This window comes from Cryobacterium luteum (genome assembly GCF_900110125.1).
Lineage (GTDB): Bacteria > Actinomycetota > Actinomycetes > Actinomycetales > Microbacteriaceae > Cryobacterium > Cryobacterium luteum.
This window is the reverse complement of the sequence record NZ_FOCN01000040.1, coordinates 1-9669: the sequence shown is the minus strand read 5'-3', so window position 1 is coordinate 9669 and position 9669 is coordinate 1. Positions and strand designations below refer to the sequence as shown.

At 61.2% G+C, this 9669-nt stretch carries 10 protein-coding genes; 4 read left to right on the top strand and 6 right to left on the bottom strand.

Annotated features, from left to right (window positions below; translation table 11 throughout):
- Positions 1–617, bottom strand: a 617-nt coding sequence (locus tag BMW72_RS17665) for a hypothetical protein (protein WP_139175933.1), incomplete at its 3' end; no start/stop codon positions are given.
- A gap of 409 nt (positions 618–1026) precedes the next feature.
- Positions 1027–2331, bottom strand: a complete 1305-nt coding sequence (locus BMW72_RS17660) for an MFS transporter (RefSeq protein ID WP_198416307.1) — start codon at positions 2329–2331, stop codon at positions 1027–1029.
- On the opposite strand from BMW72_RS17660, the gene BMW72_RS17655 reads away from it, so the two are divergent.
- Positions 2332–2694 carry a MerR family transcriptional regulator gene (locus tag BMW72_RS17655; RefSeq protein ID WP_092112916.1) on the top strand — a complete coding sequence of 121 codons (363 nt, stop codon included), beginning with the start codon at positions 2332–2334 and terminating at the stop codon, positions 2692–2694. It abuts the gene before it with no gap.
- Between the two features lie 479 nt (positions 2695–3173).
- On the opposite strand, the gene BMW72_RS17650 is transcribed toward BMW72_RS17655, so the two are convergent.
- Both BMW72_RS17650 and BMW72_RS17645 read right to left on the bottom strand, forming a co-directional pair.
- The gene (locus BMW72_RS17650) at positions 3174–4040 is read right to left on the bottom strand and encodes a pentapeptide repeat-containing protein (protein ID WP_244151252.1); all 867 of its coding nucleotides are present in this window, start codon (positions 4038–4040) and stop codon (positions 3174–3176) included.
- 404 nt (positions 4041–4444) lie between these two features.
- Complete coding sequence (locus BMW72_RS17645; protein WP_166787646.1) at positions 4445–5446, bottom strand: helix-turn-helix transcriptional regulator; 1002 nt, start codon at positions 5444–5446, stop codon at positions 4445–4447.
- 104 nt (positions 5447–5550) lie between these two features.
- Here BMW72_RS17645 and BMW72_RS17640 point away from each other — a divergent pair, with 104 nt between their 5' ends.
- Together BMW72_RS17640 and BMW72_RS17635 are read left to right on the top strand one after the other, a co-directional pair.
- A complete protein-coding gene (locus BMW72_RS17640) occupies positions 5551–6585 on the top strand; it encodes an MDR family NADP-dependent oxidoreductase (protein ID WP_092112909.1) in 1035 nt (344 codons plus the stop codon).
- On the top strand, positions 6582–7973 hold the full coding sequence (locus BMW72_RS17635) for an MFS transporter (RefSeq protein WP_166787645.1): 1392 nt from the start codon (positions 6582–6584) through the stop codon (positions 7971–7973). The genes BMW72_RS17640 and BMW72_RS17635 overlap by 4 nt, the downstream gene beginning before the upstream one ends.
- Positions 7974–8092: 119 nt before the next feature.
- Here the strand turns inward: BMW72_RS17635 and BMW72_RS17630 are convergent, their stop codons facing one another.
- Both BMW72_RS17630 and BMW72_RS17625 read right to left on the bottom strand, forming a co-directional pair.
- On the bottom strand, positions 8093–8740 hold the full coding sequence (locus BMW72_RS17630; protein ID WP_092112904.1) for a hypothetical protein: 648 nt from the start codon (positions 8738–8740) through the stop codon (positions 8093–8095).
- Between the two features lie 323 nt (positions 8741–9063).
- Positions 9064–9477 carry a winged helix-turn-helix transcriptional regulator gene (locus tag BMW72_RS17625; RefSeq protein WP_092112901.1) on the bottom strand — a complete coding sequence of 138 codons (414 nt, stop codon included), beginning with the start codon at positions 9475–9477 and terminating at the stop codon, positions 9064–9066.
- Between the two features lie 81 nt (positions 9478–9558).
- On the opposite strand from BMW72_RS17625, the gene BMW72_RS19770 reads away from it, so the two are divergent.
- Positions 9559–9669 (top strand): NAD-dependent epimerase/dehydratase family protein (locus tag BMW72_RS19770; protein WP_139175932.1); only part of this gene is annotated, 111 nt, incomplete at its 3' end.

Sequence of the window (9669 nt, the reverse complement as noted above, 5' to 3'; positions counted from 1 at the left end):
CCGTCGTAGCGGAGATTGGACTCGGATCCATCAATGCCTTGCCGGGCGAGCTCGCTGCTAAGTGTGTTGGTCAAGATGCGATTGACGGCGGAATCGTACTCGGAGTCGGCGCTGTAGTGGACGGTTCCGTACCCTGCGGCCTCCGTGGACCCATCGTCGTTCATCCAGGTGGATTCTTCCGTCCGGAGTTGAGCGATGGTTTCATCGATCGTTTCCTGGGTGAGAAGGGCATCAATGCGCGCGGCCCGGTAAAAGTCCTGGACTGCACGGACTGCTTCAGGATCGCTTCCGTTAACGTTGCCGATACGGAGTTCACACTCCGCTCCGCTCGGCAACGTGTAGGTAGCGACGGCGTCCGGGGATTCTGCCCAGGGCGACCACAGTTGAATTGTCGCGGCCGTTGCGGCAGCGGCGCCACCCACCAATGAGAACGTGATCAGCGCTGTGAGGGCGGGTCGGGTCCACCGTTTTCTGTGCCCGCCGCTGCCGGGTGATGGCATGGATGCGACGCGTAAACGGTTGAGTTCATCGATCACGTCGTCTGTCATGAGCGTCGTTCTCGGGCTCGACCGATCAAGACGGCCGTCGAGTTGATCTTCGTCGGGCAAGTGGTTCATGGTGCTCCTCAGTTTTAGGGGTACACCATAGACATGTCCGGGAGACGCCTTAACGTCTGCCAGGTAGAGATTCAGGCGACAAAACGTCTTAGCACCGAATTTCTGGCGCTGACCTACTGAATCGCACGAAGGACCGATAAGTGTCCGCACTCATCGGCTGCACCGCCGCCGAACAAAACCGTCGTCGTAGCTCACAGTCGACGGCTCAAGCTGGACTCCCAAGGCAAACAGCGCAGGAGGACGCGTGCGCCCGAGCCTTCACCAAGTGACGGCGATCGCACCGAACCTTGAAATCGATGAAACAAGACGTGGGTGTCTCCAGCCCGACACGAACGATGCCTAGTTATCCATCTGTGGCGTCCCATAAGCCGAACCGTGACCGGACCGCTTGTAGGTGTCATTGCTGCCTTCATGAACGGGCTTCCGCCGTTCCACGGGTGATGTTGTTCTTGGCACGCGCTGTTTGAGTGGGAATCCGGACAGCTACGGCACTCAGGATGAGGCCAAGCACGGCGAACCCGGCGCCAGCGAAGCCGCCCCAACGCATCATCCCGGTTGCAACTGCGACCCCTCCGAGGGCGGCACCTATGGCGTTGGCTAGATTGAACGCTCCGACGTTCACCGCAAGCGCCAATGACGGTGCTGCGGCGGCATGGCGCATCACGAGGGATTGCAAGGGTGCGATCGTAGCGGTCGACAACAACCCCAGCATCACGACCAGGGCGACCATACCGGTCGGTATTTCAGCGGCCAGAGGAAACACAGACAGGGTAATGATGAGGGCGATGAAGACTCCAGCTAAAGTGCGACCGAGGGCCCGATCAGCCAGGCGTCCTGCTACGAGGTTGCCGACGACCCCGCCGATGCCATAGGCCATCAGCAGTACCGGTATGGCACCTGCGACGATGCCTGTCACGTCAGTCAGGAGCGGCACGAGGTAGGTAAACACGATGCCGACTCCTGCGAACCCGACCACGGTCGTCGAAACGGCCAATAACACCGGCCTTCGCAGCAGCGCTCGGATCTCATCGACAATTCCCGTCGCGGGCGCTGGAGTGCGGGGCATAGCCCACGCCAGCAGCAACAAGCCAATGAGTGCAACGGCAGCGATCACAACAAACGGAAGCCGCCAATTCGTGCCTCCGCCCAGCAGCACTCCCAACGGCACCCCCAGTACAGTGGCCAGAGTCAATCCGGAGGTCACAATCGCGACGGCCTGCCCCGACTTAGCCGGCCCCATCGCCTTAGTCGCAGTGATCAGGCCGATTGCAAACAACGTCGCCTGGCTGCAGGCGGAAACGACGCGTCCGATAATGACCCAACCAAACGCGGGGGCGATTACAGTCAGCATGGTGCCGGCGATGAAAACCACGGCCAGACCGAGAGCCAGCCCTTTCCGCGGCAGCCGAGCAGTGAGCGCGGTAATGATGGGTCCGCCGATAGCTACCCCGAGCGCGTAGGCGGTGACCGTCTGGCCCGCGGTAGCGATATCGACAGACAAGTCGACGGCAAAAAGAGGGAGCATGCCTGCGACGAGATACTCTGCTGTACCAGTGCAAAACACCAACAGCACGAATCCAGCCAGCACCACTGCCGGACGTGCAGCACGATCACGTGGAAGACTTCGAAGGACGAATTTTTCATTGTTCACTCTGATAGCATCAACTCTCACATCAATGAGAAGGCAAGCTCGATGATAGGAGTCGTTGGTCACGTGCGAATTTCTGAAGTTGTTGGACGCTCTGGGGTGCCGGCCAGGCTGCTTCGTTACTACGAAGAACAGGGCCTTCTCAACCCGCTGCGCAATCCATCGGGATACCGCGACTACACCGATCAAGATATCGAACTCGTTCGCCGTATCCGCCACTTACTTAATGCCGGGCTCAGCACAGCGACGATCCGAACGGTGCTGCCCTGCCTGACACAACAAGCAGGACGCCTAGCTCCAATCTGCACCGACCTCATCGAAGACCTCAAACGCGAACAAATTCGCATTGACGCCTCCATCGACGCCCTCGAACAATCCCGCGATGCCATCGAAGAAGTCATCGCCGCCGGCGTCTCCGTGCCCGGATGATGAGCCTGCAGCACGCTCGCTAGCGAAAAGTCGCTCTCCCCGAGGACCTGTCCGCGGTATCCCCCTTTTTAAACGACGCAGAATCACCCTAGATTTTTGTGATGGTTCTTGATTCGATGCATGCCCGATCGGGGCCCAGCCTAAAGACAGCCGGATCACTGTTCCGCAGTGAGTGCGCCCGGTATATAGGTGAGAGATGCGCGGCGGCGATGAGATTCTCGGCACCAACGCTTGATTTGAGGCGTGGCCTCGACCATGCGGAAGGGTGCTGCCAGCTCCTCTGGCCGACGAATTTCACGAGGTCTTGCCTCGAATGTCGCCCCGATCGGGAACCTCATACGGGACTACGCCACCCCTCGGTAGCGCTCGAACTCACCAGAAGTGCGGCGGCTGCGTCCGGATTGTTGAGCGATACCGCGAGTCGTTTGCCCTTGGCAGCGTTCAGTACCTGCCAAGGCTCCCCGTCGAGTTGTACGGTGTCACGCGTCTTGCCAATGGGGCGGCATTTCCAGATCCGCGGGTAGACGAGTTACATGGTTGCCGTGCGCGGCGTTGAGTTGCGGCTGCGTCACGTACAGGGCCTTCGAGAGGTCAGCGCCGTCAAGGCGTGCATCTCTGAAGTCGACACCGAGCAGATCTACACCTGACAAGTCGCTGTCCCGCAGGTCTGCGGCGATGAGATAGGCCCCACGGAGATCTGCCCCGCACAGTCGGCGGGACCTGAGATTTTTACCCATCAGGTCTGCTCCCGGTTTCAGCGCGGATTCCAGGTGGTCATCGCCGACGGCACGGTAGGCCGCCCGTACTTCTTCGCTGACCTCGATGAGCGTTGACCTCACTTGGGAGTGAAGATCCTGAAGGTCCAGTGAAAGCACGTCCGATAGTTCACCCCCGACGGCATGCTCGATTGTGTTCCTGAGCTGTGCCGCACGGTGTGAGGCGTCGGGATCGAACGTTCGCGTCTGTGCCTCGGCCAGATACCACAGCATCTCATGGAGCTGACGTGCGGCGGCGAACGCGGCAAACATCTCGCTCTTGGTGTCAGGACTTTCGGTCCAGCTCTTTCCGAGGAAGAGCCCTTGCGACACGTTTTGGCCTGCACCGAAGCAGTCAAAGACGGTGCAGCCACGGAAGCCTCTCGGGCGCAGTGTGTCATGGATCGTGCAGGAGAAGTCAGGTGCCAGGTTGTGGCAGGGAGAGCCTGCGGGTTTGTCGACAGGAAAGTCTGCGGAACGTGAGAAACCGAAGGCAGTGCAGCAGAGGGCAAAGCAATTGCCGCAGTCAGGTCGCAGGGATGCCCGGTCGAGGGCGGGCATAGCAGGTTCGAGAGCGTTCGTTGATGTCATGTGAATGGGATCTTCCAGTGATGAATTTGATAGGTGGCCGGGATGCAGGGGAACTCCGACTGGAGCTCCCCTCGCGGGCACACTGAATCACCGCTCCTCGGATGAGGAGTGAACTGGAATCCCTACAGGGGCTCTGCGTCACAGAGACGAATGAAATATCACTTGCATCAGAGTATCTGACACTTGGGCCACCGCCTGTGCTCCATGCTCATCGGTCCGTGCCCGTAAGCCGAACCCTCAACGGGACTGTCAAATTTTGATTCTGTCGCTGACTTTGCACACGCCACACCCCCGGCCATTCAGTGTCGAAAACCGCGCTGGGTAGAAGTGGCGCGTCCCTGAAAGCGGATCGTGGGCCTGCGCCTAAATCACGTGCACGCCACAGTTGGGAGCTAACACTTTTGCTATTTCGCCGCAGACCTCCCTGTAGCCTCTTTCGAAGCGGTGCGTTTTGCCTCGGTGGCGATGGTCGCAAATGCCGCTCGCAGCGCGGGTGGGTCTACGACGGTTAGGGGTCTATCCATCAGAAGCAGCCAGCGTGCGATCGCGTTATAGCTGTCTGCGCCGGCCTGCACGATTGACGTTTCGGCTGTTTCCTCGGTAATAATTCCCCAGGCGGCTGAGATCCAGTGGGCGACCTCAGCGCGGGGAGCGTGCACGCGCACGGTCGCGGTCACCTGCCGGACCGTCGCGCCGACTCGGCCCGCAACATAGACATCGAGGTCTTCCGCTGACGGTTTTCGAGGGTGACTTGAGGCTGTCGTGATGGTGGCATCTGCTAGGCGGTCGACGCGAAAGATGCGCCAGTCGTTCGCCTCGAGGGAGAACGCGACGAGGTGCCACCGGTTCATCGTGCGAACGAGGTGTAGGGGCTCAAGGTGTCGGCGCATACTCATTCCCGAGCGACCCTGGTAAATGACCTCGACTTGTCGACGGTCCCGGCACGCTCGAGCAAGCAGCACGAGAGTGTTCGCGTTCACGGGCGCCGGGTCCGAGCCGATCTGGCTGCCCAGGTCGATGCGGCTGGAGTTCTGTGCCAGGGCATCGATCGTGGAACGAAGTCGGGGTGGCATGACGCGATTGAGCTTGTCGAGGGCGCTGAGCGCCCCAGGGGCTGCACCACGATTGCCTGTCGCGGATGCGTCCTGTAGCGCGAGGAGGGTGGCAATTGCTTCTTCGGCGTCGAACATCAGCGGAGGCAATGTTGTACCGGCTTCGAGCTGGTAGCCACCACCAGTGCCGTGAACGCTGGCCACCGGGTAGCCCAGATCACGAAGCCGGGCGACGTCGCGTCGAACAGTGCGGGCCGTGACCTCCAGTTCGACTGCTAACTCGGCCGCATTCCACTCCCGGGTGCGTTGTAGTAGCGCTAACAATCTCAGCAGTCGTCCGGAGGTATCCCACATAACCTTCATCTTCCACCCTGTAGCGGACAATACCTGTCCGGTACTGCTTCTACGGTGGCACCTGCCCGGCAACCACCGGGCCGAACCGAACTGGAGTACTTCACATGCCCAACATCACCGCGCTTGCCACTACCACCGAGGAGATCGTCCTGAACCAGTACCGCACCGATCACACCATCTCTCCTTCGCACTGCCTCACGATGCAGACAATTGAAGCCGCACGTCTGGAGCCCGGTCAGGTTCGCGTGCGAAACGATTTCATTCAGATCACCGCCGTCATGGCCGATCTCATGACGGAACATCCCGGCCTTCCAATGCCGCCCTATGCGCTGGGGACGCCGCTCTGGGGCGGGGCCGTTGGAACAGTCACAGAGTCAGCAGCCGACCTGCCGGTCGGATCCGTCGTGACGCACATGAGCGGATGGCGGGAGGAGACCGTCGCGGCTGCAGAAACGTTTTGGCCGGTACCGATCGAAGTCCTGCCGGGAGCGGAATACGTGCTGAATCAAGGTGTCACTGCCTATCACGGGATCGTCGACATCGCCCAGGTCCGGGAGGGCGACGTGGTTTTCGTCAGCGGAGCTGCGGGCGGCGCGGGCTCACTCGCCGGACAAATCGCCAAAGCCTTGGGCGCGAAGACCGTCATTGGGAGCGCCGGCAGTGATGCCAAGGTCGCCTATCTCGTCGACGAGCTCGGCTTCGACGCCGCAATCAACTACCGCACGGAGTCGATCGCCTCTCGCTTGCAAGCACTGGCGTCAGAGGGTATCGACGTCTTCTTCGACACGGTCGGCGGTGACCAATTTGAGGCGGCAGTTCAGGCCGCAGCTCCCGGCGCGCGCTTCGCGCTCTGCGGGGCGCTGGCCGGTCAAATCGACGGCGGCGACGCAGGCAGTCCGCGTCTCGATATCATGACGGCCATCGTCAAACAAATTGAGATTCGCCCCTTCACTACCTTCCACACCCCCCACCAGATCCAAGCTTGGAACCAGCACTACGGGCTCTGGCTCAGCGAAGGCAAAATCGTCTTTCCGCACACCATCGTCAACGGCGGCCTTGAGGCGGCGCCGGCGGTCCTTGACGGACTCCTCCTGGGGAAATTTCGCGGCAACGTCATCGTTCGCCTCGACCGCGAGTGAAACAACAACGCGCTGTCCTCGCCGTCTGCAGTATTGCGCAGTTCCTGGTCGTTCTCGATAGTTCAATCTTGACTGTCGCACTGCCGCAGCTGGCAGCAGACCTCGGCATCTCACGAGAAAACCTGCCCTGGGTCGTGAACGCTTTCGCTATCCCGATTGCCGGGCTGCTCCTCGTATCGGGACGTTTAGCCGATACGTTTGGGGCGCGTCGGATCCTGCTTATAGGGGTTGCCCTTTTTGCAGTGGCCAGTCTGGTCGGGGGAACGGCTCCAACGGCCGGCGTCCTGATCGCGGCGCGCATGGCCCAGGGGATCGCTGCTGCGCTCATCTCGCCAGCGACGCTGTCACTGCTGTCGCTTTCCTTCCCTGCAGGCCCGGGGCGCGCTCGTGCTTTTGGACTGTGGGGTGCCGCGGCAGGTAGCGGCGGTGCGATTGGCGTTCTCACCGGCGGTCTGTTGGTCGAGTGGTCGAGTTGGCGGTGGACTCTTCTCGTAAACGTCCCGCTGTGCGTGGTTCTCCTTGGTCTTTTGACCATCGCTATCGGTCGTATTCAGCCAGTACAGAGGGGCAGCCTCGATCTGCCCGGAGCGGCGGCGGGGACAGTCTGCGTCACGACCCTGACGCTGGGGTTCGCGTCTCTTCAATCAAAGTTGCTCGACGTCCCCGCGGCTGTCTGGTTCGTCACAGCAGCGGGGAGCCTCCTCCTGTTCGTCTTCATCGAAATCCGGTCATCGTCGAATCCCTTGTTACCCCTTCGACGCTTGGCCGGGGAACGGGTGTGGCAGCTCCCCACGGCAATGCTTCTCGTCGGTGGGGCAATGACCAGTACTTTCTATTTTCTGACCCTGAATTTCCAAGTGCACAGAGATCTGAATGCGCTCCAGACAGGGTTGTCATTTCTGCCTTTGTCCGTGGCCGCCTTCATCGCAGCCGCCGCCTCTCCGGCCATCGTAAGAAAGCTCGGATCCATGAATGCGGCTGTCCTCGCAGTCTTACTCATGAGTGTTTGTCTGTTCGCCATCGCCGCTGTAGCCCAAGACGGTTGGACGGGTGCGATCATCTTCATCAGTGCTGGCTTCGGCGCCGGCATGGGGGTGGCGATCAGTACCCTTGCAAACCTCATCACGGCATCCTTTCCCAGCAGCCTCGGGGGCATCGCCTCCGGAATCCTCACGACTGCGCAGCAGATTGGGAACACCGTCGGACTCGCGGCTATAGTCACCATCGACCTCGGTACTGCATCTCCAAGCCACAACATTGCGTTCCTGGCGTCCGCGGTACTGGCGCTCATCGCAGCCGGATGGCTGGCCTACCAAACTGGGACACGACGATCCAACAGATCAGTCGACACACCATCGCCACATACTGCTGCACACAACAGCCTCTAAAACGTTGCGGCACACCACCGGCTGAAATTAGACCAATAACGCCGGGTCCCGTAAGACGAACCCCCTGCGCGACGGATCCGCGGCCAATCGGGCCGATTGCCGAGCGCCCAGATTCTGGGTCAGTGGGGGGACCGTAGCTGGTCGCCCGGCTGGAGCGCCGTGCCGGCTGCGCACCCGAGCTCTCCGGGCTGAAGCAGAATCTTGGGCACCTGCAACACCTGCACGCCGTCGACGTCTCGTTTCACGAGCAGGCAGTCGTCCCCATCGCCCATCGCGAAGCCGATGTCGCCGTCGCCGTCGACTACCGTCGCCTCGGGATCGAACGCGACCTCACGCTCACCGGTGGGCTGCGGCATCCGCTTGACGATCTCGGCGACTATGTCGTCAGCGGATGCCGCGGACGGCGCGTTTGTCAGCACCTCGACGACGAGAGCCTCCGCTCCGTCGGGAACAACGTCAACCAAGCGGGTGTCGACCGGAGCGGGGATGCGCTTTGCGTCCGGCGGGCAAGCGATGTCGTGCGCGACCGCTGTGTCGTCGCTCCATTCGCCGGGCTCCTCGGTCGCGACGCCCCAGAAATCAAACTGCGACTCAAAGCAAGCGACGTACGGCTCTTCGTTCGGGGTGGGCTGCATCGTCGCACGAAACTGCAGCGCTCCAACTGGTTCGCCGTGGATCGCGCCGGGATATGGTTCGTAGCCGATCAACTCGACTACGGTCGATTTCTCGGTGTCGGTGTCAGCCCAGCGGGCATAGTCATCGATCACGTCCGTCCCCTCACGGTAGAGACCCCGAGAGACGTCAGCGACTGCCTTGCGCGCCGACACTTGTGACACCGCGTCCGACACCGGGACTGCTCCCGCGCAACCAGTGAGCGTGCCGCACACCGCGAGGGACAACCATGCGACGGGGCTCGGACGGTGTCGGTTCGAAACGGAATGGCGCACGTTGTTGATCAAACCACAAGTCGGCCGGATGTTGTTGCGTGGGGGATGGCCCACATCAGCACGGCGTCAACGCCGAAGGCGAAGTCAAGCGGTGGTAATCATGTCATCGACGGTACCGCCGTTCCCTTGCGGGCGGCCCGTATTTAGTGAATCTCGTTGTCGGGGTGTTGGGCGTCGTAGTGGGCTCGGGAACGTCCAATGGTTTCGCGGTGGTCGAGTGACCAGTCGGCGAGTTGTTTGACGAGGTGGGTCAGGCTGCTGCCCAGGGCCGTCAGCTCGTACGTGACTTGGGCGGGGACTGTGGGGTACACGGTTCGGGTGACGAGGCCGTCGCGTTCCAGTCTGCGTACGGTGAGGGTCAGCATTCGCTGGGATATTCCGTCAATGCCGCGTTGCAGTTCGCGGAACCGGCGAACGCCCGAGGCGAGTTCAACGATGACGAGCACGGACCATTTGTCACCTACCCGGGTCAGTACGTCACGGATTCCGCAGTCCGGATGCTCATCGAGGCCACAGGGATCAAGGGAGGCGATTACCTGAATGTGACTGTCTGACACGAAAGTGCCTCCTTGTGCAGGGCGGGGAAGTTACCGAAAATGAGTCTAGTTACTGATTAGAACCACCGAGGGGACGCACATATGATTTTGGTTACCGGAGCATCCGGACAGCTCGGCCACGCCATTGTCGAACGGCTAGTCGATGCCGGCCGCCCAGTGGTTGCGGGCACACGGCGACCGGTTGCCGGAAGC

Bases quoted from the DNA above. Each gene is read 5' to 3' on its own strand.
- BMW72_RS17640 (WP_092112909.1), top strand. From the start codon at position 5,551: ATGCCCAACATCACCGCGCTTGCCACTACCACCGAGGAGATCGTCCTG.
- BMW72_RS17650 (WP_244151252.1), bottom strand. From the start codon at position 4,040: ATGACATCAACGAACGCTCTCGAACCTGCTATGCCCGCCCTCGACCGG.
- BMW72_RS17645 (WP_166787646.1), bottom strand. From the start codon at position 5,446: ATGTGGGATACCTCCGGACGACTGCTGAGATTGTTAGCGCTACTACAA.